Raw genomic sequence first — 23003 nt, forward strand, 5'->3', positions numbered from 1 at the left:
TGTTTCCCCTGGGGGTATTTTTGAGTAGTCAGCTTGTCTGATGCAAAATTGCTAAAAACTTAGTAATAGCTTACGAACCAATTTGGGCTATTGGAACAGGTAAAACTGCTACTTCAGAGCAAGCAAACGAAACTATAGCTGCTATAAGAGGAATGGTTACAGAAATGTACTCAAAAGAAATTGCAGCTGCAGTAAGAATCCAATACGGTGGATCAGTTAAGCCAAACACAATAAGCGAACAAATGGGTATGTCAGATATCGATGGAGCTTTAGTTGGCGGAGCTAGCTTACTTGCTACAGATTTCGCAGGAATAGTTAACTTTAAATAAGAAATTTTTAAGAATTTTTAAGACCATATAATTCATTTATTATGAATTATATGGTCTTATTTTTGTTTTAATATTAGGCTATGTTAGATAAATGTATGGTTATAGGGTATAGTATAAGAAAAAGTGCTGAACTCGTAGAAGTGTGCGTTAAAACCTCATTTTATATAAGGCATAAAATATTATGGTTTATAGTACAACTAACTTTGTAGATAGAAGAATTGATAATTACAAAGTTAGAGAACCAATTTTTAGGAAGTATAATCCCTTATACTTGGAGTCTGTGTTACAATTAGTATATAAACAAACTAGAATTTAGTAAATACTTGTACAGAATTGTGCATTAGTTCTTAAAAAAACTAATATATAAATAGTAATTTGAAAGGAAGTTTTTTTATGGGAGAATTATCAAAACTACCTAATATCGGAAAAGAAGTTGAAAGGCAGTTAAATAAAGTAGGGATATTTACTTATGATGAATTAAAAAATATTGGTGTAGAACAGGCGTGGCTGAAAATACAAGAAATAGATGTTTCTGCATGTATTCATAGATTATTAGCACTGGAAGGTGCAATTCAAGGTGTTAAGAAAACAACGTTACCACAGGAACGCAAAGTAGAGCTGAAAGATTTTTATAATTGGCATACGGGTAAAAAGTAATTTAAGGTTAAGTATTATAAATAGTAATTTGAAGGGAGAATAAGGTGTGAAAAGCAAAGCTTTAATTATTACAAATATGATAATTGCATTAGGAAGCATGGCAATTAACTTCTGTTTTTGGTCATTTCCCGATTGGGCGGTTAGGGTAATAGGAATAGTAGGATAGTATGTCTTAATTTAATTATATAGAGGGAGGCCTGAAAATGTTAATTGATACTAAGTTGGATGATTTCAAGTTAAGATTTGCAGAAATAAAGGATGTTTCATTGATTTTAGAATTTATAAGGGAATTGGCTGATTATGAAAAAATGTTGCATGAAGTTGTAACAACAGAAGAGGTTTTAATAGAATCTCTATTTGAAAGAAAAATGGCTGAGGTTATTATTGGTGAATATAAAAATAAGCCAGTGGCTTTTGCATTATTCTTTCACAACTTTTCTACTTTTTTAGGGAGACCAGGTACTTACTTGGAAGATTTATACGTTAAACCTGAAATGAGAGGAAAGGGTATAGGAAAAATTATGCTTTCTTTTCTTGCTAAATTGTCTGTGGAAAGGAAGTGCGGAAGATTAGAATGGTGGTGCTTGGATTGGAATGAGCCATCAATTAAGTTTTACAAACAAATGGGTGCAGTGCCAATGGATGAATGGACAGTATACAGAGTGCATGATGATGCATTAGATAAATTGGCTATGAAATTTGATAAGTAAACTTTGTCTGAGGGAGAACAATCTTTTTAAGGTAGATCTATTATTCACAGTTTAACGTCTCAACTATTAAAAATAAATAATTCTTTAAAGTACTGTATTATTCAGAATGAGATTTTATGGTATGTTTACGTCACATTCGTAAATTGTTCATTAATCGTATAATATTATCTTTTATAATAATTAGAGAAAAGTTTATATTCTAAATAAAAAAAATGTAATTTATGAAGAATTATATTTATTTTTAAATGAAGCTAGATTACTTAAAAATAGAATATCACATAAATATAAAGAACCTTCAACAGCTGAATTAATTGAATTTATAAATAGTAATATTGATAAGTTTGATAAAGTAGTAGATATAGCAAAAAAATACTTATAAATTATAATCCTTAATAAAAAACAAGTGAAATAATCCATTAGCAATAATATTAGCTAATGGATTATTTTTTTAGATTTATTTTGAGAAGTTATAACTAAGGAAACTGAAAAAATAACAAGCTAATTTGCTAATATAGTACAAAATGAATTTTATTACAGATTAGAATAGTAAAAATACATATAAACTCCAGTTAGAATTCTTATGAAATAAAGAGACCTTCTATAGTATCAGAGATGAAAGAAATAAGGAATCGCAAAATAAATAGCTAGTCAAATATAAAAGTGCTTACTGCTTATTTATTTAAAGATGCCTAAGGAGGATTAATATATGGATTTTATTTTAAGAGGATTATTAAGTTTGAAAAAGAGAAAGGGTAAGGGGATAATATTACTTGCTATAATGTTAATTGTATGTCTTGTAATTTTATCAGGATTTGGAATACAATCAGCAACAAAGGCAGCGGCTGTTTTAGCAAGGCAAAAGCTTGGGGCAGAGGTTACCTTAATGCAGGATATGCAAAAAACTATGGAAAAAATGAGAGCACAACAAGATCCAGCGGCTGAACCTACTAGAGGAAAAGGAATTACAAGAGCGTCAGTACCGATAGAGTATTTAGATCAATTAAAAGGTTTAGAAAATATCGAAGGATATTCATTAGAAAATAGTACAGGAGCAAATTTAGGAGATGGAGTTATAGCAGTAGCATCAGAAACAACGGAGACTACAACTGCTGCTAAGGTAGGTGGTGGTCAAGATGGAAAGATGAAGGCGCCAGTTAGTAAAGGCGATATTACCTTAATGGGTATTAATGATTTCTCTTTGGCATCAGAAATTAATAATGGTGGTGGGGAATTAGTAAGTGGTAGTGCAATAACTGAGAATGATTTAGAAAAAAATGTTGTAATGTTAGAAGAAGTATTTGCAGAGGATAATAAATTAGCGGTTGGAGGTACTATTAAACTAAAAAATCCAGAAACAAGTGTAGAATTTGAGGCAAGTATAATTGGAATTTACAAAACAAATTCAACAGTGGATGATACAGCTTTTAGAAATACAGCAATGATGCCATATAATAAAATATATGCACCATATACATTTGTTAATACTATTAAAGGTAGTGATTACACAGGAAAGGTAGATAGTATTAAATTCTTCTTAGATGATCCTGTTAACGTAGATAAATTTATTGAAGAGGGAAAAAAGACAAATATAGATTTTGAGACATTTGTATTAGATGGTGGAACAAGAGAGTATGATCAAATGATGTCACCTATAGAAAATGTAGCATCTTTCTCAAAAATAACATTAGTTGTAGTTACTGTTTTTGGAGCAGGGATTTTAGGATTAATAATTATGTTATCTATAAAAGAGAGAATAAATGAAATTGGAATATTAATGTCTTTAGGAGAAAAAAGAATAAGGATAATAGGACAGTTTTTAGTGGAGGTACTTGTAATTTTAGTGATTGCATTAAGTGTTGCAGCATTTACTGGTAGCAGTATTAGTAAAGTAGCGACAGATAAATTATTAGCTAATGAATTACAAACTGAATCACAACAACAATCCCAAGGAATGGGAGGCCAAATGCCTCAAAATATAGGAAGACAAGGTAATGGTGGTGGCTTTAGTAAAACTAAAGTAGAAAAGATAGAAGAATTAAATGTAAAAATAACAGCAACAGAATTTTTCCAAATGGCATTACTTGCAATGCTAGTAGTTATTGTTGCAACAATAATACCATCTTTAATGATAATGAGTGTTAACCCGAAAGAAATATTAAGCAAAAATAGTTAGGCATCATAAACTAAATAATTAGTCAAAGTTAATAATAGTGGCTAGTTATTTAGCTAAAGATCACATAGGAGGAGTTTTTATGGAAGCAGTATTAAAAAACAAAGAAGAAATAGTTTTAAAAATAGAAAATTTATCATTTGCATATGAAGAAGGTAAAAATATACTAGATAAAATAGATGTTGAGTTTAAAAAGGGAAGGTTTTATGCAATAGTAGGAACTTCAGGATCAGGAAAAACAACATTTTTATCATTAATTTCAGGTTTAGAGGCTCCTACTGAAGGAAGTCTATTATTGAAAAATAAATCTGTAAAGGAAATTGGATTAGAGAATTATAGAAATAAATATGTATCAATAGTTTTTCAGGGATATAACTTAATAAATTATATGACAGCTGTGCAAAATGTAACATCGGCTATGAGTATAAAAGGGGTTAAGAAAGAGGATAATAAGATTTTCGCTATGGAAATGTTACAAAAAGTTGGGTTAACAGAAGAACAAGCTCATCAAGATGTCTTAACATTAAGTGGTGGACAACAACAAAGAGTTGCAATAGCTAGGGCATTAAGCTGTGAAAATGATATAATTATAGCAGATGAACCTACTGGAAATTTAGATGAGGAAACTTCAAAAGAAATAGTAGCACTCTTTCGTGATATAGTATATAAATATGGAAAAACAGTAATTATGGTAACTCATGATAAGGATTTATCTAAAAATGCGGATGAGATATATGTTATGGGTAATAAAAAATTAATTAAACAATAGTAAGGAGGGTTTTTTATGGCAAAAAGAATTTTAGTGGTAGAGGATGATGTGCAAATACAAGAAATTATAGTTGAGTTTTTATCATCACAACACTATGAGGTCCATTGTGCTAATGATGGGCTTGGAGGCTATGAAAAATTTAGAGAGACTAATTTTGATTTAGTTATTTTAGATATAATGATGCCAAATTTAGATGGTTATGCTTTATGCAAAATGATAAGAAATAAAGATAAAAACATAGGAATTATATTTCTAACAGCTCTTGGTAGTGAAGATGATGAGGTAAAGGGATTTGATTTAGATGTTGATGATTATATTAGAAAACCTTTTTCCTTTAATGTATTAATAAAAAGAGTTGAGGCGGTTTTAAGGCGTAGAGGAGAAGAAGAAGAGGGAAAGAATGAGTTAACTTATGGTAATGTTACATTGGAAGTAAGCTCTTACAAAGCTTACTTGAATAATGAAGAGGTTGAAATGACATTAAAGGAGTTTAATATACTAAAATTACTTATTCAAAGTAGTCCTATGATAGTTTCTAGGGATATTTTAATAGAAAAAGTATGGGGTTATGAATATTATGGTGATACTAGAGTTATTGATGCGCATATTAAAAATATTAGAAAGAAAATTGGTGGTGAGTACATTAAAACAGTAAAGGGGATAGGCTATGGACTTAAAAAGTAAGTGGAATAATCTTGGGATAAAAAAGAAAACATTTTTATTCTCATCTATAGTAATAGTTATAGCTTTTTCAGTATTGTATTTAAGTATGTCAATTTTCCTACCAAGGCTTTATTATAATTATAAGGTTGACCTATTAAATAAAAATATTAGTGAATTTATAAATAAACTAGAGAATAATACTGTTGATGATATAAATACAGTTGTAGATGAATTTAGTTTTCAAAATAACTTAATGATAAATATAATGACAGCAGATGATGAATGGGTTTATTCAACTTTCAAAACTGATATGAATAAAAAGATAATAAGAGTGTTAGATAATAAAGTGCCAAGTGAAAAAAGATTGCCAAATAGTTTTTATGAAAAAAGAGGTGGCACTCCTATAGAAAATTTAACATTAGAAAATAAATTTTATTTTAAACAAATAGATAAAGAATGTATTATATTAACTCATGCACCTATTAAAGCTATTAATGAGGCAGAGATAATTGTGAAATTATTTTTCCCTTTTGCATTTTTAACAATTGTAGTAGTTGCAGTAACAATATCAATGTTTTATTCTAAAAGAATTAGTGATCCTTTAATAAAAATAAAGGAAGCTGCGGAAGAGATGGCTGCTTTAGATTTTACAAAGAAGTTACCTTTAATGGGGAAAGATGAAATTGGAGAGCTTGCAAATAGTTTAAATGTTATGAATAGAAAACTTGATAAAACCTTTAATGAACTTGATATGGTAAATAGAAAATTGAAAATAGAGATTGAAAAGGAAAGAGAAATAGAAAAGGAAAGAAGAGAATTTATTGCAACTATTTCTCATGAATTAAAATCTCCTATAACAATAATAAGTGGTCAAATAGAAGGTATGAGTTATAATATAGGAAAGTACAAGGATAGAGATAAATATCTAAAGGAAAGCTATGCAGTAGTTGAGAAAATGAGGGATTTAGTAAATGAACTTTTAGATATTTCAAAAAGAGATAAAGATGATTTTAAATTAAATATAGAAAAAATTAATATTTCAAAGTTACTAAAAGAGATATTACGAGAAAACTATTTCTTTATTGAAAGAAAAAATTTAAAGTTACAAGAAGAAATTACAGAAGAAATATGGATAGATGGAGATAGATTATTATTAAGAAAAGTTATAGGAAATGTAATAAAAAATGCTATTGCACATTCGCCTTCAAAGGAAAATATTTTTGTAGAGTTAAGTAATTCAAAATTAGTGGTAAAAAATACAGGGGTAGAAATAGAAGACGTAGATAAGGGAGAAATTTTCAAAGCTTTCTATAGAGCAGATAAGGCGAGAAATAGAAAAGATGGTAATACAGGGCTTGGTTTATATATAGTGAAAACAATATTAGATAAACATGAAAATATAAATTATAGCCTTGAATCAAATAAAAATCAGGTTTCATTTATTATAAATTTTTAATAAGGAACTTAAAAAAGTAATAGATCACGTCGCAAAATAGACTAGCGAATTGGTCTATTATTTTTTTTGAAGATACTTAAGAATATGTTAGATAATATTTTAAAAGTAGTAGAACATAACTCTTTACAAGGGTAGTTAAAAAATGTAGTATAGGTATATAATAAAATTTTGGGGGTTTTAAAATGAGTGAAAAATTTGAATTGCTATACGGAAATACTAATAAGGTATTAAAAATTAAGGCAGAGACAGGTGAAAGATATATTGTAGAAGCTGGAGCAATGGTTTCAATGAGTGATGTTTTTGAAATGAAGGCTAAAACTGGTGGGCTTGGAAAAACTCTTGGAAGAATGTTTTCTGGTGAATCAATGTTTATTCAAGAATTTAAAGCAAAAAGCAATGGAGAATTATTGTTAGCACCTCAATTTTTAGGAGATATAGAAAAGGTTGAGATGGATGGAAGTAAAAAATATAGATTAGGCAAATCAAGTTTTTTAGCTTCAACTTCAGGAATAGATGTAAATACTAAATCAGGTGGAGTTAGTGGGATGTTTTCAGGAGAAGGATTAATACAAATGGAGGCCTCAGGAAAAGGCGAATTATTTATAAGTTCTTATGGAGCAATTCATAAAAAAGAAATTGAGCCTTTGGAAGTTTACATAGTAGATTCAAACCACTTAGTTTTATGGGATAGTAATATGAAATATAGTGTAGAATTAGCATCAGGACTTTTTGGCTCAATAGTTGGTGGTGAAGGTTTTATTTGTAAATTTTCTGGACCAGGAACAGTTTGGATACAAACAAGAAATCCTGCTAATATGACAAATAAGGCAAAATAAAAAGCGCCCTTAGTTGTTTAAGAAGTATAATTATAGTATAATAAAATCAGAATTAATAAAAAAAATACTATAGATTATTAAGAATAAAATATAGATGACTTGGAGGAAAATTATGGCGAAGAAACCTGTAATGTTAATGATACTAGATGGATTTGGAATAGCTCCAAAATCAGAAGGAAATGCTGTTGAAACAGCAAATAAACCAAATTTTGATAAATTAATGGCAAAATATCCACATACACAATTAAGAGCAAGTGGGCTTGAAGTTGGATTACCAGAAGGTCAAATGGGTAATTCAGAAGTAGGTCACTTAAATATAGGTGCAGGAAGAGTTATATATCAAGAGTTAACAAGAATCACAAAGGAAATAAAAGATGGTGGATTCTTCACAAATGAATCATTGAACTTAGCTGTAGACAGTGCTAAGAAAAATAATTCAGCTCTTCACTTAATGGGTTTATTATCAGATGGTGGAGTTCACTCACATATAGATCACTTAAAAGGTCTATTAAAATTAGCTAAAGATGCTGGTCTAAGCAAGGTATTTGTACATTGCTTTATGGATGGTAGAGATGTAGCTCCTGGATCTGGTAAAGATTTTATAGCGAGTTTAGAATCTTATATGCAAGAAATTGGTGTAGGTAAAATTGCTACTATTAACGGTAGATACTATGCTATGGATAGAGATAACAGATGGGAAAGAGTTGAACTTGCTTACAATGCAATGGTACTTGGAACTGGTGAAACAGCTAACAATGCTATTGAATGTATGGAAAAATCATATCACGATAATAAAAGTGATGAATTTATTCTGCCATGTGTTATAGAGGAAGATGGAAGACCAGTTGCAACAATAAAGACTGGAGATTCAGTAATATTCTTTAACTTTAGACCAGACAGAGCAAGAGAAATAACTAGAGCTATAAATGATAGTACATTTGAAGGCTTCAAGAGAGAAAAATTAAACCTTACATTTGTAACAATGACTCAATATGATAGCACATTAAAAGGTGTTACAGTTGCTTATACACCAAATAGCTTCGAAAACACTTTAGGACAATATGTTGCAAGTAAGGGATTAAATCAATTAAGAATAGCAGAAACTGAAAAATATGCTCATGTTACTTTCTTCTTTAACGGTGGAGTTGAAGCACCAAATAAGGGTGAAGATAGAGCGTTAATTGCATCACCTAAGGTTGCAACTTATGACCTTAAGCCAGAAATGAGTGCTTTTGAAGTAACTGATGAATTAATAAATAGATTAGATTCTGATAAGTACGATATGATTATATTAAACTTTGCTAACCCAGATATGGTAGGTCATACAGGTGTTATAGAAGCTGCTGTTAAAGCAATAGAAACTGTTGACACATGTCTTGGAAAAGTTGTAGCTAAAGTATTAGAAAAAGATGGATCAGTATTTATAACTGCTGATCATGGAAATGCTGAAATGATGATAGATTTCTCAACAGGAAAGCCATTTACAGCACATACTACAGAGCCAGTACCATTTGTATGGGTCTCAAACCACACAGAAGGTAAAACATTGCAAAACGGAAAACTTGCTGATATTGCTCCAACAATGTTAGTAGAAATGGGACTTGAAGTTCCAAAAGAAATGACAGGAACAAGCTTAGTAGTAAATAAATAATTAATAGGACGCCTTATAATATTATAAGGCGTCTTTTCTAGTTTATAGTAAAATATTAAGGCATCGTAAAAGAAATAACAAACAAGAACACTTGTCTGTTATTTCTTTTACGATGCCTAAGAGAGATTAGAGCATTAAATACGTTTATATAGATGAAAGTACTTTCAAAGAGAAGGGGAGAGAGGACATGGTTAATAAGGATAACTTTATTATAAGGCTTAGGAAAAGGGATTTGATAGCCTTAGATTATTTAGTGGATAATTATTCACAACTTGTATTAAAGGTAAGTTACAGTGTATTAAATAATTTAGATCTTAGTGAAGAATGTACAAATGATGTAGTGTTAAGAGCTTGGGATAATATTAAATCATTTAAAGGAGATATAAATATGTTTCCTAAATGGCTTGTAGTTATTACAAAAAGGCATGCAATAGATATAATTCGGAAAGAAAAAAAGCATAGTAAAAATGTGTATTTAGATGATGAAATTAGCATTAATACTAGAGATGTAGCCGATGAGGTAGAAGACAGCATAGCTATGGATGTAATTCATTCAGAAATAAATAATTTAGATAATAAAAGTAAAGACGTAATTGTTAGAAGAATATTTAAAGATCAAAAGGTAAATGAAATAAGTAAAGAACTAGGAATAAGTGAAACAGCAGTTAGTAATAGGTTAAGCCGGGGAAAGAAAAAATTAATATGTGCATTAGAAAGGAGAGGATAGTATGAGTAAAGAGTTAGAAAATATAAATTTAGATGATTATAAAAATATTGAAGTAGAAATGAATGATATAAAAAAAGCTAAAATGAAGAAAACATTAAGAAAAGAAATAATAAGGAGAAAGGGAAGAAAACGAAAAACTGTGGCTATAGTAGCATCATTAACATTTATAATGACATTAGGGATTATTTCACAACCAGCAATTGCACAAAATATACCTCTAATAAATACTATGTATCAAAAAATGGGATTTAGTGAAAAGTATTTGCCAGTGACAAAATATGTTGGTGAGTCAGTTGAGGAAAATGGTATTAAAGTCACTGTAGATAATATTGCAGCATCTCAGCGGGCTATAATAGTTAGCATTAAAGTAGAAGCTAAAAATGAAATTTTTGAAAATCCTTCAAGTCTTATTCATATATCAGGGTCAGTGAATGGTATTAGTGTGGGATCTGGTGGAAGTGCTTATAATATAGACAAAAAAAATTATGTTCAAGTTATGGAACTGAGTTCAATTGAAGGATTTCCATCTACTGGAACATTGAAATTAGATATATTTAGTGAAACTTATAAAATAAATAAATCAATAGAGTTAAATATAGATTTTAATGACTCTTATAAAAATAATATTAAAAAAGAAGTAACTATGGAATCAAATAATGGAGAATATAAAGTAGTTGAACTAGAAGGTACTAGTTTAGGTACATTCCTAAAGGTTGAGAACTGTAAAATTGAAGGGGGTGACGGTAGTAAAGGTATTTTATTAAAGATAGATGATAAAATTTATAGAAATGGTTCATTTTCGAGTGATGGAGAGATAGCATATCTTAGTTGTCCAGATGTAGTATATGATGATATTAAAAATGCAAAAAATATCTCAGCTATTGAATATAAAAATGAAGATGGAGCTGTAGTATTCGGTGGGGGAGTTAAAAGTACTTTAGTTAATAGTGAATGGGTATCAGTTCCAACTATGACAGAAGAAGAAACAGAAGTTAAAAACAAACTTTTTGTAGAGTATATGGAAAAAGAAAGGATAGCAAAAGAATCATCGCCTAAAAAAATAAAAGATAATGTTGAATATATTAGTGAGTTAATATCTCAAGATGGAAATAAAGTAAATATAACAAATGTAGAAAGAAAAGATGGAAAAATAAAAATATATATAGATGGTGATGAAAGGAACGATATTTTAAGAGTAGCAAATGATACATTTATTTGTGATGACAATAATAAAAATTATCAATTTCCAGAGTTAATAAGAGAAAATAGGGAAGGATATATTATTGAATTTGAGGATAGTATTGAGGGTAAAGTAAAGGTAGATATGAAAGATATGTTGATTAATAAACATGGTTTGAGATTTGAAGAAGAAGAAAAATTAATACTTAAATAAAAGATATAAATCCACTGAAATTAAAATAATTTCAGTGGATTTTCTTTATTTATAAATAAAAAAATAATAAGATAACATGCTTTGAATATACATTTTATTCAAAAAAATGATATAATTACTGAGAAAGTATAACTAAAATTTAATACTTTCTTAAAAAGTGGAGGGCTCTATGAGAGCTAAAGATACTAAAAATAAAAGTTGTAAAAATGATTTTATAATCTTGTTGGGTTTATTACCAGTTAATATAATAAATTTAATGCGTGTATTTGAGGACTATGATAATAGACTTAATTTAAAAACTATTATAATAGTGGCATCTGCTTTACTGTATATATTGGCATGTATTTATACTTATGTGAAATGGAAAAAACAAAAAATAGATAAGTTGGTGAATAAATATGGATAATAATATTTTAGTGGTAGAAGATGATTCAGATATTAATGGATTGCTATGTAACATTTTAAAAAAAGAAGGACATGCGGTTAGAAGTGCATACTCTGGTACTGAGGCGAAAATGTGCATAGAACAATATGATTATGATCTTATAATATTAGATTTAATGTTGCCAGGTGTTACAGGGGAAGACCTTATAGAAGAAATAAGAAAAATAAAAGTTATGCCTATAATAGTTATATCAGCGAAGATTGGACAAGAGGATAAAATAAATGTGCTAAAACTTGGAGCAGATGATTTTATAAATAAACCATTTGACATTAAAGAGGTAATAGCGAGGGTGCAAGCTCAATTAAGAAGATACAAAGAATTTTCACAAAGTAAAAGTAAAGATAATAAATTGAAGTATAAAAATATAATATTAGATTCAGAATCAAGAAGAGTATTTATAAATAAAGAAGAAATAGCTTTAACAGTAAGGGAGTTTTCAATTTTACAATTGTTAATAAGTAATCCTAATAAGGTATTTACAAGAGAAAATTTATTTGAGACTGTGTGGGAAAATGAATTTTTAGGTGATGATAATACAGTTAATGTACATATTAGTAACTTAAGATCAAAGCTAAGCAAAGCAGATAAAGATTTTGACTATATTAAAACAGTTTGGGGCATAGGATTTAAACTTAAAGAGTAGAAATAAGACATATTCAAAAAAATATCAGACTAAGGCACTTAGAAAAATAATTAATCAAGGTACTTAAGATGATGTTCTTTTTAATATGCCTAAATTGATAGGTTCGAACTCAGGCATTATAAAATAAATAATAGACTAGTATCATTGAGATATTATTTATTTTATAGTGCCTTAATACTTTCTTAATGTTTTCTTTAAGGTATCTTATACTTAAGTTTATATAATAAGAGCATAAGGTAATGGGGAGGAAATAATAATGAATGAGATAATTTTAAAAACTAATAAAATAACTAAAAAATATGGCACTCAAGCGGCTGTAGATTCTATAAATATAACAATAAAAAAAGGCGATATATATGGATTCATAGGACAAAATGGTGCAGGGAAAACTACATTAATGCGTATGATAACAGGGTTAATACACAAAACCAGTGGAGATATAGAATTACTTGGAGGAACTACTGAATCTGAGTTAAATAATGCTAGAACAATGGTTGGTAGTTTAATAGAAACACCATGTTTTTATGGAGGTATGACCGCAAGAGAAAATCTTGAAGTTTCAAGGCTTGTTAGAAATATTGCAGGAAAAGAATGTATTGATGAGGTTTTAAAGTTAGTTGGATTAACTGATTTGAAAAAGAAGAAAGTTAAGAATTTTTCACTTGGAATGAAACAACGGTTAGGAATAGCAAATGCACTACTTGGAAATCCAAGATTGCTTATTTTAGATGAGCCTATAAACGGATTAGATCCTATGGGCATTATAGAAATAAGAGAGCTTCTTAAAAAAGTAAATAGAGAAAAAGATGTAACAATATTAATATCAAGCCATATACTTGGAGAACTTTCAGAACTTGCTACATGTTACGGTATAATAAGTCATGGTAAGTTAATTGAAGAAATATCTTCAGAAAAATTAAATGAAAAATCTAGACAATATATAGAATTAGAAATTGACGATGCGCCAAAAGCTGTAACATTAATGGAGGAAAAACTAAATATAACAGAATATGAAGTTTTAGATAAGAATAAAGTGAAAATATATAGTGACCTAGATAATGTTGGTAAAATAAATACTCTTCTTTCTAAAAATGGCATAATTGTAGAACGAATTGGGTTAAAGGGAGAAAGCTTAGAGGATTATTTTATGAATATTGTTGGAGGTGGAGAAAATGTATAGATTAATAAAAGCCGAAATGTTTAAATTATCTAAGAATAAAACATTTAAGGTATTATGTATTGTGGCTATAATATTATCAATAATAACAATAGTTATGACATTAATAATGACCGAGGACCACCTTATTAAAAGTTTAGGAAATATTCCAGAAGACCAAAAAATGATACAGTTAGAACAAATAAAATCATTAGCTAGTAAGTCAGGTTTTAATCCAGGTAAAATAGGGGTTCAAGTGGATGGGGTTAAAGATATGTTTAATATTACTACTGTAGAATTATTTCATATATCATTTGAAAAAGGAATATTAGAGGTTCTAATTGGTATTTTGGTAGCGGCTTTTCTTGCAAAGGAATATTCAGAAGGTACAATAAAAAACATATTGGCATATGGGAAAAAAAGATCGCATTATTATATTTCAAAGTGGATAGCAATTACATTAGGAACAACTATAATAATGGCTATAACAGTAGGACTTGCAACTATTATTAATATAATTATTAATGGTTGGGGGGAACCTTTTGAAATTATTCAATTAATGGGTATGTTAAAAACATTTGGTGCCGCAGTAATAGTTAATTCAGCGGTTGTTGCAATTATAATGTTGATTGCAACACTAGTAAAGAGTAATGGAGCAACTATAGGAATAAGTGTAGCAATATTTGTAGGTATTCCGCTATTCACATCGTTTTTATATGGAAAAATTGATTGGTTTGATAATCTTTATGAATTAACTTTATTATATAATGTGGCAATTGTAACAGCTATTAGCGCAAATAGTGCAGATATTATAAAAGCGATAATGATATCTTTAGTTACGTTAGTAGCAGCTTTAGGTTGTGGAATAGCAGTATTTAATAAACAAGATATTAAGTAAATAAGGCATTGAAAAATAAATAACAAGACAAAATAATGACTTGTTATTTATTTGGAGATGATTAATATTAATAAAAAATAGAGAGGTATTGGAGGTGGAGCAATGATATTTTTAATAATAATGTTAGTAGTAGCAGTTATTATTCTTTTTATGTATATTATTAATTTAAAGAAAGAGATAAAAGCTGTTTCAAGCGAGATAAAAAAGAATCATAGTGAATATAGAAATATTAGAATTAAAACAACAGATAGACATATAGAGCAACTAGTAGTAAATATAAATAAATTATATGATGAAAATCAAAAAGTAAATGTTAGGAAAAAGGAAGTTGAACTTGAACTAAAACAAAGTATTGAAAATATGGCTCACGATTTGAGAACTCCATTAACTTCTATTATGGGATATATTCAACTTATTAAAGATGAAGAGGTAACTGAAGAAGAGAAGAGTAAGTATATAGATATAGTTGAAAAAAGAACAAATGTATTACAAACATTAATAACAAGTTTTTATGATTTATCTAGGATTGAAGGTAATGAATATAATTTTAACCTTAGTAAAATTAATTTAGCTAATGTTTTATGTGAAAATATAGCCTTGTTTTATAATGAATTTGCAGAAAAATTTATGGAACCAATTATAGAAATACAAGAAAATACATCCTATATAATATCGGATAAAAATGCAATAAACCGTGTGTTTTCTAATTTAATAAGTAATATTTTAAAGTATGGAGATAAATATACAAAAATAATATTAAAAGAAGAGGATGAATTTATAATAACTGAGTTTATAAATTATGCTCCGAATTTAGTACAGGAAGATATAAATAAAATGTTTGAAAGATTTTTCACAGCAAATAAATCTAGAAGTGATAAAAATACAGGCCTTGGGTTATCGATAACAAAAGCCTTTGTTGAAAATCTGGATAATAATATAGAAGCAAAATTATTAAATGAAAATTTAGTAATAAGTATAAGCTGGAGAAAATAAGTTATAAATTTAAAAAAACATTAATATAATATACAAACAATTAAAATAGGGTGGGACAAATGGTTAGGACTTATGCTTATTCAGCAGATTTTGATAAAGAAACAGAAAAGTTATTTAGAAAAGCAATATTTTTAGGGGAAGGACATAATGGGATAGTATATGAACTACCTGAAAATAAGGCTATAAAAATATTTCAAGAAGCTAAAGTATGTAGAGAAGAAGCAGAAATTTTAAAACAGGTAAGTAAATCTACATATTTTCCTCATGTGTATAATATTGGACAGTTGTATATGGTAAGAGAAAAAATAGGCGGAGAAAGGCTAGATGACTTTATTAAAAAAAATGGTATGAGCCGTGAACTAGCTAAAAACTTATATAAACTTATAAATGAATTCAAAAAATTGAAATTCACTAAGTTAGATATGAGATGTAGGGATATTTATGTTAAAGAAAGCTTAAGTATAAAAGTAATTGATCCAAAAGAGTGTTATAAAAGAAAGGTTACTTATCCAAGACATTTAATGAAAGGCTTAAAAAAATTAGATTGTCTAGATAGTTTTTTAGATTATATAAAAGATATAGATAAAAGAAGCTGGGAAGATTGGGAAAAGAAAATGAAACAATATTTATATGAATTAGAGTAAATTATCTTCAAAAAACAAGCATTGTAATTAATGCTTGTTTATTTGTTTATTAATAAAAGTAATAAAATAATAATTATTATTTAGGGTGAATTAAGTTAATCTATGTTATTAGTACCTTTTTAATTAATGCCACAATCCTCATTTTCTAGCTCGTAAATAGCCTTTTGGTATATTTTATTTAATATATAATAAGAAGTAAAAATAGTAATAGGAATTATTAGTAATGCAATTATTGCAACTTCTTTTTCATAGCCTTTAAAAATAAAGTATATTAAATCTGATAACATAAAAGGCGGGAAAAAAAGACCGGTATAAATTATAAAAGAATGAGTGCTGCCTTCAATAATTCCTCGTTTACAAAATGCAATGCCACAATAAAAACAAACTAATCCAATTATAAAAGATATGAAATGAAAAAGCCCAGGTACTGATGTTGGTATGCTAAAGTGGATATCTATAGTGTCGTATATAATAGAAAAAATAAAGAGTAGTATTATTAAAGCAAGCATACCTGTGGAAATGATTTTATGGCTTTCAATAGATTGACGTTCATCTCCATATTCTGTTTTGTTGCTTAGAGCTTTAAATAACTGATTAAATAAAGTTTTATTTTTCATTTTCATTCCCCTCCCAAAATAAATCGTTTAAAGTTTTATTTAATGCTTTGCAAATTGAAATACATAAATTTAAAGTTGGATTATAATTTCCTGATTCGATCATACTGATTGTTTGCCTTGTAACACCAACCTGTTCTGCTAGTTGTGCCTGAGATACATCGCACTCTATTCTCGAAATCTTCATTTTTTTGTTTTTCATTATATCACCCTTTCTATAATTAAATTGTATGTTATAACTTAATATATGTCAAATATAGTATACAATTTTCAAAAAATAATTTTCAAAAAAAGTGCATAATAGATATTTATAATATTCAGTTCTATAGTAAAATATTCAGTTTTATAGTAATATATTAGTATGATACATTAGTAAAACTTATATAATGTTTATTAAAGAAGAGGGGATGATATTATGAAAATAGGCGATATTGTAAAATTACAAAATAACACGGTTAAAGTAAACGATACCATAGATGAAGTTTTACAAGTAATGAACAATCTCAATATTAATGGTATTCCTGTAGTTGATGATTATAATAATTTAGTAGGTATGGTTGTTAAAGCTGATATATATAGATTTAGGATAACTCCTGGTCATTATGATAGTTGCCCTGTTGAATGGGTTATGTCAAAGTCTGTAGTACTTGCGCAAGCTGATGAAGATGTTTTAACAGGGGCTAAACGTCTAAGAGAAAATGGTATTATTTCTATGCCTATAGTTGAAAATGAGAAAATTATGGGTGTTGTTAGTATTGAGGATTTATTAGACTACTTTCTTGATAAAGAGAAAAATATTTAAATTTGTAAAATGATATAAAATATAATGAATAAGTTCATATATATTTAGAAAACGAGAATGAAAATTCATTAGTAGTCTCAAATACAGGTGAGGATTTAAGAGATAATATAAATAGATTTTCAACTAATGGCCTATAGCCTATCAAAGCAAAAAAAGCTAGCGAAAATAGTTGCAGCGGAAAGAAGCAACAATATAAATGAGGCTTTACAGGAATATAAATCATTGCTAGTAAAGGCATTAGAGGTTCCTTCAAGCACTATGAGAAATGTTAATATGCTATTACATCTATTTGGATATTTTTCTAAACAACTAACACAGGAGGAAAAGATTTTTTTCCTAGATAATTTAGAAAAATATCAAAATAAAAGAGTTCCATTTTCACTACCATTAACAATAATTAAGGCTTGGGTAATAAGATTTGAAAATGAATATTTATTAAGTCAGAAAATATTTGAAGCATTTCCAATGGAATTAATTGAAGTTACAGATTCAGGGAAGGGAATTTAACAATATATTACTATACAATTTTTAATTTGTAAATTAGAGCAAATTAATCGATCTTATTATAAGATTGATTAATTTGCTTTTTTATTTAGTGAAATTAAATAATATTATTATTAATATATCTACGAGAGTATTTTTAGTAAAGATGGCTCAATTTTGAGTAATTTCAGGAGTCTAATAATAGTACTTTAAATAAAGTCTATCGAAATAATAGAAAATGGAAGTGGAATTGCAAAAAAATGTTGTAATATAATACAAACGAGTGTAAAGTTGAGGTAAAGGTCAAAAAATGTATAATATAAGTGAATATATGTAAAAAAAATAGTTGTTTATAGAAAATACAGTATATGATCATGACTATATTATCTATAAATACAATTAAAATCCATGGAAACTTTATTAGTTTATAAATTATTATAATGGAAAAAGAAGAGGAGAGTTAAAATGAAATTATTTTTAAATTTAAGTGTAAAGAAAAAACTTATATCAGTATTTTCAGTAGTTTGTATTTTTATGGTTGTAATAGGAGGTGAGGGTATATTAAGCTCATCAAAGATAAATGCAGGTTCTGAGTATATATATACCAGTAATGTAGCGTCCATTAGTGCTTTGAAGGAAATGAAAATAAATATAAATGAAATTAGTAATAATATGCTTAGAATTGTTTTTGAAAGAGATAAATCAAAATTAGATGAGCAAATAAAGGCTATAGATGAACTAACCAATAAAAATAAAAAATTGCAAGATGAATATGAAAGTATACCAGATGAATCAAATGCTGATATAGCAAAAGAAGAAACAGAAACCTATGAAGCTTTTAAGAATGACTTAGCAAAATATAGAGAAACAAGAAATAATGTCATTGAACTGGTGAGCGGTAATAAATATGAGGAAGCAGTTAAGGGTTATTATTTAGAGGTAACGCCAATGAGAGTTACTGCTTTTGAGAAAATAGATAAATTAATTGATATAAATATAAAATTAGCGCAGCAAGGAAATTCAAATAACATAGCTGAATTTAGCCATGCTAGGAATACAATTATAATATATACAACTATAGGATTTTTAATTATAATTTTTATGGCTTATATATTAAGTAGAAATATAATAATTCCATTAAATAAAATAAAAGATTTAGCTAATAGTTTAGCTGTGTATGATTTTTCAACTCCAATTACTATTACAATAAAAGATGAATTTGGACAAACTGGGGATGCGTTAAATATTGCACAGGAGAATATTAAAGAGTTAGTAAAAGAAATACTAAGCAATTCTTCTGATATGAGTGCATCTGCTGAAGAACTTTCAGCTACAGTTCAGGAGATAACATCTAAAATAGAAATTATAGATAATTCAACAGTTGAAATAAATAAATCTGCTCAAGATGCTAGTGCTACATCAGAAGAAATAACTGCATCTGTTGAGGAAGTTAACTCTAGTATGGAAGAACTATCTTCAAAGGCTATGGAGGGTAGCGAAAATGCTGGTCAAATTAAGGAAAAAGCTAAAGAAGTTCAAATAACGGCGCAAAATGCATTGGAAAAAAGTAATAGTATTTATAAAGAAAAGGAAAAAAATATATTAAGAGCTATAGAAGATGGAAAAGTTGTAGATGAAATAAAAGTTATGGCTGATGCAATTTCAGCAATTTCATCACAAACTAATTTACTTGCGTTAAATGCAGCCATTGAAGCTGCTAGAGCTGGAGAACAAGGAAGAGGATTTGCAGTAGTTGCAGATGAAGTAAGAAGACTTGCAGAACAATCCTCAGAAACTGTAAATACAATTCAAAGTACAATAGTAAAAGTTCAATATGCATTCAAGAATTTATCGGAAAATAGCAATGACGTACTTAAATTCATTATAGAAAATATTAAACCTGTTTTGGAACAATATTCAGAATCAGGGAAACAATATGGTGAAGATGGGGAATTTGTAAGCGCCATGTCAGAAGAAATTGCGGCTATGTCAGAAGAGGTGGAAGCAACAGTAGGTCAAGTTAGTGAGGCAGTTCAAATTCTTGCAGAAAATTCACAGCTTTCTGCAGAGCGTACAGGAGAGATTCAAGTTAGTATTGATGAAACATCAAAAGCTATGGAGCAAGTAGCACAAACATCACAAATTCAAGCAGAACTTGCACAAAAGCTTGATGAATTGGTACAAAAATTTAAGATTTAAGGAAAAAAGCATACTTTTTTATTAAAAGTATGCTTTTTATAATATCTCAATAGTAAAGTCAAAATTTTATTTATATGTTAATGTAAATAACTCTTCAACTGTAGTATTTAAGTATTTTGAGAACTGCATAGTTAATTCTAAGCTTGGATTATACTTATCATTTTCTATAGCTATGATTGTTTGGCGAGTAACACCTAAATTATTAGCTAACTGAGCCTGTGTTAATTTATATTGAAAAATATAGAAGTAGTCAGAATAGTTGCGAGTCTCTATAAAATGAACTATAATAGTGTAACATATAATGATAGGAAATAGAGTCACAAGGTATGATACAAGAGATGTATAAAGGAGCGATAAAGATGGCAGATTTTAAATTTGATATTAAAAATAATTTAGGTACTATATCACAAAGTGCAAAAGGTTGGAATAGAGAAATTAATGTAATGACTTGGAACAATAAAAAGCCGAAAATAGATATTCGTGAATGGGATGAAAATCATGAGCAAATGGGAAAAGGAATAACATTAAATAAAGAAGAGTTAAAACAATTAAAAGAAATTTTAAATCAAGTTGATATTGATGAATTAGAAATAGATTAAATAACTATGTGAAATATAAGGCGTATAAAGGGACTCTATAGTCATTTTATACGCCTTATATTTATATTAAAGCAAAAATATAAAGTGGTTAAAAATATTAATTGATTATGTATTGCAAAAGAGAACAATAATCACTATAATAGAATTAAGGAAGTTGAAGGAAAATAAATTAGAATCTGACTAGTTATTTAAAAAAATATCTAATTATTATAATAATAATAAATTATTTAGAAGATAATAAAGAAGTATCGTTTTTCATCAAATTATATAAGGCACTTTCAAAAAAGAGTATATGAATAGATGAAAATGTTATTTTGAAATATAACTAAAATCAAAATATTTAGGAGGAAAAGAAAATGAAAAATTATGTTGAAATTGTAGATGTAGTGGCAAGACAAATTATGGACTCAAGATGTTTCCCAACAATAGAAGTTGAGGTGTATCTTGATGATGGTACTATGGGAAGAGCAGCAGTTCCATCAGGAGCATCAACTGGTAAGTTTGAAGCAGTTGAACTTAGAGATGGAGACCAATCTAAATTCATGGGAAAAGGTGTTTTAAAAGCAATAAAAAATGTAAATGATACTATTGCAGAAGAATTAATAGGATGTAATGTATTTGATCAAACATATATAGATAAAATGCTTATTGAACTAGATGGAACACCTAATAAAGGTAAACTTGGAGCGAATGCAATTCTTGGAGTGTCACTTGCGGTTGCAAATGCAGCAGCTACTTCACTTGGAATGCCATTATACCAATATGTAGGTGGAGTAAACGCAAAAGTTTTACCAGTACCTATGATGAATATTATAAACGGAGGATCACATGCTGATAACTCAGTAGATTTACAAGAATTTATGGTTATGCCAGCAGGAGCTTCAAGTTTTAGTGAAGCACTTCAAATGTGTGCAGAAGTTTATCATACATTAAAGAAAATATTAAATGATAAAGGATATTCAACTGGAATTGGTGATGAAGGTGGATTTGCTCCAAACTTAAAATCAAATGCAGAAGCAATTGATGTTATTATAGAAGCAATTACAAAAGCTGGATACAAACCAGGAGAAGATATGTTTATAGCTATTGATGCGGCTGCATCAGAATATTATAAGGATGGAAAATATGTTTTAGCTAATGAAGGAAAAAGTTTAACTTCAGAAGAAATGGTAGCATTCTTTGAAGATTGGGTTAATAAATATCCAATTATATCAATAGAAGATGGTATGGATGAAGAAGATTGGGACGGTTGGAAGTTACTAACAGAAAAGCTTGGAAAGAAAATTCAATTAGTTGGTGATGATTTATTTGTTACTAACACTGAAAGACTAGAGAGAGGAATTGAAATGGGAGTTGCAAACTCAATCCTTATAAAGCTTAACCAAATTGGTACATTAACAGAAACTTTAAATGCAATAGAAATGGCTAACAGAGCTGGATACACAGCAGTTATCTCACATAGATCAGGAGAAACAGAAGATACTACTATTGCAGATTTAGTTGTAGCAGTTAATGCAGGACAAATTAAAACAGGTGCACCAGCAAGATCAGAAAGAGTTGCTAAGTATAATCAATTAATTAGAATAGAAGAAGAACTTGAGGAAGTAGCAGAATATAGAGGAAAGAAAGCATTCTTTAACATTAAAAAATAGGTTAATATAATTAAAATTTATATTTTCAATAGGATTTATTATAAAAAGTGGTGAAAGCCACTTTTTATTTTTTCTAGTATATAGATTATGAATAACTATATTTTAAAGGTAAATAGGTTAACTACTATAGAAATTAGTAGTTAAAAAAATCTATGCTACCTTAAATGGAGAAAAATGTAACTAAATACTTGTTTTTTAATATGTAGTATGATATTATAGGCTTATATAAAAATGTAAATCGGAAGAGACAGTGGGAGGTATAAGTATGAAAAATTTTCTGCTAATATTAGAAATGATTTTAGGTTTAATAGTTGTAGTAACAATATTAATGCAACCAAGTAAGGCAGATGCCCTAAGTGGATTAATTCAAGGTGGAACAACTGAAACATTTTTCTCGAAAAACAAAACTAAAACTAAAGAAGTTATGCTTGCAAGAGCAACAGTAGTATCAATGTCGATGTTTGCAATAGTTACAGTGGCATTAAATTTAATATAGTATGATGAAAAGCTACTA

25 protein-coding genes and 1 pseudogene are annotated in these 23003 nt (G+C 28.3%); 23 read left to right on the forward strand and 3 right to left on the reverse strand.

Annotated features, from left to right (window positions below):
• Positions 1 to 50 precede the first annotated feature (50 nt).
• The 17 genes and pseudogenes from J1C67_RS10550 to J1C67_RS10630 all read left to right on the forward strand — a co-directional run.
• Positions 51 to 329: pseudogene (locus tag J1C67_RS10550) on the forward strand (triose-phosphate isomerase); the annotation flags it as partial.
• A 393-nt stretch (positions 330 to 722) separates the two neighbouring features.
• A complete protein-coding gene (locus J1C67_RS10555; protein ID WP_167866765.1) occupies positions 723 to 986 on the forward strand; it encodes a TfoX/Sxy family protein in 264 nt (87 codons plus the stop codon).
• Between the two features lie 203 nt (positions 987 to 1189).
• Positions 1190 to 1696 (forward strand): GNAT family N-acetyltransferase, encoded by a 507-nt coding sequence (locus J1C67_RS10560; protein ID WP_185170013.1) that lies wholly within the window; start codon positions 1190 to 1192, stop codon positions 1694 to 1696.
• A gap of 706 nt (positions 1697 to 2402) precedes the next feature.
• On the forward strand, positions 2403 to 3869 hold the full coding sequence (locus J1C67_RS10565; RefSeq protein WP_167866766.1) for an ABC transporter permease: 1467 nt from the start codon (positions 2403 to 2405) through the stop codon (positions 3867 to 3869).
• A gap of 79 nt (positions 3870 to 3948) precedes the next feature.
• Positions 3949 to 4635, forward strand: coding sequence for an ABC transporter ATP-binding protein (locus J1C67_RS10570; RefSeq protein ID WP_089971949.1), 687 nt, complete (start codon positions 3949 to 3951; stop codon positions 4633 to 4635).
• Between the two features lie 15 nt (positions 4636 to 4650).
• On the forward strand, positions 4651 to 5319 hold the full coding sequence (locus tag J1C67_RS10575; RefSeq protein WP_089971946.1) for a response regulator transcription factor: 669 nt from the start codon (positions 4651 to 4653) through the stop codon (positions 5317 to 5319).
• Entirely contained in the window at positions 5303 to 6754 is a 1452-nt protein-coding gene (locus tag J1C67_RS10580; RefSeq protein WP_167866767.1) for a HAMP domain-containing sensor histidine kinase, read from the forward strand. The genes J1C67_RS10575 and J1C67_RS10580 overlap by 17 nt, the downstream gene beginning before the upstream one ends.
• Positions 6755 to 6936: 182 nt before the next feature.
• The gene (locus J1C67_RS10585) at positions 6937 to 7590 is read left to right on the forward strand and encodes a TIGR00266 family protein (protein ID WP_167866768.1); all 654 of its coding nucleotides are present in this window, start codon (positions 6937 to 6939) and stop codon (positions 7588 to 7590) included.
• Positions 7591 to 7702: 112 nt separating this feature from the next.
• Positions 7703 to 9241: a 2,3-bisphosphoglycerate-independent phosphoglycerate mutase gene (gpmI, locus tag J1C67_RS10590; RefSeq protein ID WP_167866769.1), complete on the forward strand. Its 1539-nt coding sequence runs from the start codon at positions 7703 to 7705 to the stop codon at positions 9239 to 9241.
• A 187-nt stretch (positions 9242 to 9428) separates the two neighbouring features.
• Positions 9429 to 9968, forward strand: coding sequence for a sigma-70 family RNA polymerase sigma factor (locus J1C67_RS10595; RefSeq protein WP_167866770.1), 540 nt, complete (start codon positions 9429 to 9431; stop codon positions 9966 to 9968).
• A gap of 1 nt (position 9969) precedes the next feature.
• The gene (locus J1C67_RS10600; RefSeq protein WP_167866771.1) at positions 9970 to 11361 is read left to right on the forward strand and encodes a DUF4179 domain-containing protein; all 1392 of its coding nucleotides are present in this window, start codon (positions 9970 to 9972) and stop codon (positions 11359 to 11361) included.
• A 169-nt stretch (positions 11362 to 11530) separates the two neighbouring features.
• A complete protein-coding gene (locus J1C67_RS10605; RefSeq protein ID WP_167866772.1) occupies positions 11531 to 11767 on the forward strand; it encodes a hypothetical protein in 237 nt (78 codons plus the stop codon).
• The gene (locus tag J1C67_RS10610) at positions 11760 to 12449 is read left to right on the forward strand and encodes a response regulator transcription factor (protein ID WP_167866773.1); all 690 of its coding nucleotides are present in this window, start codon (positions 11760 to 11762) and stop codon (positions 12447 to 12449) included. Before J1C67_RS10605 ends, J1C67_RS10610 begins: the two co-directional genes overlap by 8 nt.
• Positions 12450 to 12705: 256 nt before the next feature.
• The gene (locus J1C67_RS10615; RefSeq protein ID WP_167866774.1) at positions 12706 to 13629 is read left to right on the forward strand and encodes an ATP-binding cassette domain-containing protein; all 924 of its coding nucleotides are present in this window, start codon (positions 12706 to 12708) and stop codon (positions 13627 to 13629) included.
• Positions 13622 to 14503, forward strand: a complete 882-nt coding sequence (locus J1C67_RS10620; protein WP_167866775.1) for an ABC transporter permease — start codon at positions 13622 to 13624, stop codon at positions 14501 to 14503. The genes J1C67_RS10615 and J1C67_RS10620 overlap by 8 nt, the downstream gene beginning before the upstream one ends.
• A gap of 102 nt (positions 14504 to 14605) precedes the next feature.
• Positions 14606 to 15496, forward strand: a complete 891-nt coding sequence (locus tag J1C67_RS10625; protein WP_167866776.1) for a sensor histidine kinase — start codon at positions 14606 to 14608, stop codon at positions 15494 to 15496.
• 59 nt (positions 15497 to 15555) lie between these two features.
• On the forward strand, positions 15556 to 16140 hold the full coding sequence (locus tag J1C67_RS10630; RefSeq protein WP_167866777.1) for a protein kinase: 585 nt from the start codon (positions 15556 to 15558) through the stop codon (positions 16138 to 16140).
• Between the two features lie 119 nt (positions 16141 to 16259).
• Here J1C67_RS10630 and J1C67_RS10635 read toward each other — a convergent pair whose 3' ends face one another.
• Both J1C67_RS10635 and J1C67_RS10640 read right to left on the reverse strand, forming a co-directional pair.
• Entirely contained in the window at positions 16260 to 16757 is a 498-nt protein-coding gene (locus tag J1C67_RS10635; protein ID WP_167866778.1) for a hypothetical protein, read from the reverse strand.
• Positions 16747 to 16956 carry a helix-turn-helix transcriptional regulator gene (locus tag J1C67_RS10640; protein ID WP_167866779.1) on the reverse strand — a complete coding sequence of 70 codons (210 nt, stop codon included), beginning with the start codon at positions 16954 to 16956 and terminating at the stop codon, positions 16747 to 16749. The genes J1C67_RS10635 and J1C67_RS10640 overlap by 11 nt, the downstream gene beginning before the upstream one ends.
• A gap of 213 nt (positions 16957 to 17169) precedes the next feature.
• On the opposite strand from J1C67_RS10640, the gene J1C67_RS10645 reads away from it, so the two are divergent.
• The 3 genes from J1C67_RS10645 to J1C67_RS10655 all read left to right on the forward strand — a co-directional run bounded on the left by J1C67_RS10645 (position 17170) and on the right by J1C67_RS10655 (position 20238).
• Complete coding sequence (locus tag J1C67_RS10645) at positions 17170 to 17556, forward strand: CBS domain-containing protein (protein WP_167866780.1); 387 nt, start codon at positions 17170 to 17172, stop codon at positions 17554 to 17556.
• Between the two features lie 126 nt (positions 17557 to 17682).
• On the forward strand, positions 17683 to 18063 hold the full coding sequence (locus J1C67_RS10650; RefSeq protein WP_167866781.1) for a DUF1722 domain-containing protein: 381 nt from the start codon (positions 17683 to 17685) through the stop codon (positions 18061 to 18063).
• 441 nt (positions 18064 to 18504) lie between these two features.
• Positions 18505 to 20238: a methyl-accepting chemotaxis protein gene (locus J1C67_RS10655; protein WP_167866782.1), complete on the forward strand. Its 1734-nt coding sequence runs from the start codon at positions 18505 to 18507 to the stop codon at positions 20236 to 20238.
• Between the two features lie 66 nt (positions 20239 to 20304).
• On the opposite strand, the gene J1C67_RS10660 is transcribed toward J1C67_RS10655, so the two are convergent.
• The gene (locus tag J1C67_RS10660) at positions 20305 to 20478 is read right to left on the reverse strand and encodes a helix-turn-helix transcriptional regulator (RefSeq protein ID WP_167866851.1); all 174 of its coding nucleotides are present in this window, start codon (positions 20476 to 20478) and stop codon (positions 20305 to 20307) included.
• Positions 20479 to 20597: 119 nt separating this feature from the next.
• Between J1C67_RS10660 and J1C67_RS10665 the strand changes: the two genes are divergently transcribed.
• From J1C67_RS10665 to secG, 3 genes are all read left to right on the forward strand, one after another.
• Complete coding sequence (locus tag J1C67_RS10665; RefSeq protein ID WP_089971912.1) at positions 20598 to 20837, forward strand: YdbC family protein; 240 nt, start codon at positions 20598 to 20600, stop codon at positions 20835 to 20837.
• A 356-nt stretch (positions 20838 to 21193) separates the two neighbouring features.
• A complete protein-coding gene (gene eno, locus J1C67_RS10670) occupies positions 21194 to 22489 on the forward strand; it encodes a phosphopyruvate hydratase (protein ID WP_167866783.1) in 1296 nt (431 codons plus the stop codon).
• A gap of 265 nt (positions 22490 to 22754) precedes the next feature.
• Entirely contained in the window at positions 22755 to 22985 is a 231-nt protein-coding gene (gene secG, locus J1C67_RS10675; RefSeq protein ID WP_167866784.1) for a preprotein translocase subunit SecG, read from the forward strand.
• The last annotated feature ends 18 nt before the right edge of the window (positions 22986 to 23003 follow it).

Source organism: Clostridium gasigenes, from assembly GCF_017348895.1.
Lineage (GTDB): Bacteria > Bacillota > Clostridia > Clostridiales > Clostridiaceae > Clostridium > Clostridium gasigenes.